General features: G+C 60.2%; 2 protein-coding genes. Both read left to right on the top strand.

Translation table 11 applies throughout. The features are described 5' to 3' along the window. A partial coding sequence (locus AC1DU6_RS31410) for a pirin family protein (RefSeq protein WP_477862073.1) occupies positions 1-772 on the top strand: 772 nt, incomplete at its 5' end. Between the two features lie 211 nt (positions 773-983). Further along, positions 984-1,339, top strand: a 356-nt coding sequence (locus tag AC1DU6_RS31405; protein ID WP_477862071.1) for a cysteine hydrolase family protein, incomplete at its 3' end; no start/stop codon positions are given.

The following is a 1,339-nucleotide window of genomic DNA, read 5'->3' as shown; positions in this document are numbered from 1 at the left end:
GATCACGCGGCTGGTGAGCCCGAGTGACCTCGGCGAGTCCCTGAAGCCATTCGTGTTTCTCGACCTCAACAGTTTCAGCCCCGGTCTTGGCAGCCAGGGTTTCGCGATGCATCCGCATTCGGGCATCGCCACGCTGACCTTCGTGATGACAGGCAACCTTCGCTACGAAGACACGACCGGCAAGAAGGGCGTGCTGCCCGCTGGCGGCGTGGAGTGGATGCGCTCCGGCAACGGCGTGTGGCACATCGGTGCACCCGTCGGCGACGTGCAGATGTCGGGCTTTCAACTCTGGGTCGCATTGCCGCCCTCGGAAGAGAACGCACCCGCGGAAAGCCTTTACCTGGCACCTTCAGATGTTCCGCACGAAGGYCCGGCCCGTGTGCTGCTCGGAAGCTACGGCAAGGCCCGGAGCCCGATTCCAGCGCCTTCGGGCATGAACTACCTGGCCGTGAGCTTGAAGGACAGCGAACGCTGGCGGTACACGCCGCCCGCCGGCCACACCGTGGCCTGGTTTGCGGTCAGCACGGGAGGAGTCGACGTGAATGGGATGGTGGGCACCGGTGAACTCGCCGTGTTCGAGGAATCGGAGCAAGCCATCGACTTCGTCGCCCACGGCGACACGTCCTTCGTCCTCGGCTCGGCGGTGAAGCATCCACACGACTTGGTGATGGGCTACTACTCGGTGCACACCAGCAAGGCCGCCCTCGCACAAGGGGAGGCCGAGATTCAGCGCATCGGCGCCGAGTTGCGGCGTGACAAGCGGATCGGCTAACGCACCGTCATCGGCGTCGACCGCTCGGTTCCCACCGAGTTATCCGCAAATTCAGCAACCACCGATTGAAACTCTTTGTCCACCGGGGCCGCTCCATGACCCATGTACTGGCTGCCGACGACATATTCGTGCGCTGGAAGGCACGATCCCCGCTGCCTAGGGCAGCACATCTAGTTCCCCATTTAAAAGTATCAGCCCATCGGAGATTCACATGAAGCGTAGAGAGATGCTTATTAGCGGCGCTGCAGTTGGCGGAACGACATTGCTGACCACGTCGGCGACAGCGGCAAACAAAGCCACCGCTGCTGCAGGCGGTGTATCCAGTTCCAAAACCAAAGGAAATGACATGACAAACAAGTGGATGATTGACCCCAACGATGCTGTATTGCTGCTGATAGATCATCAGAGCGGATTGTTCCAGTTGGTCCGTGATATGGAGTACAGGGAACTCCGTAACAACGTAATTGCGCTTGCGAAGGCAGCGAAGATCGCGAAGATCCCGACCGTTGCAACGGCATCAGTTCCCGGCGGTCCTAATGGTCCGATCATTCCCGATATCCTTCTGAG

Source organism: Roseateles sp. P5_B10 (assembly GCF_056400485.1).
This window is presented reverse-complemented; position numbering and strand designations above follow the sequence as displayed.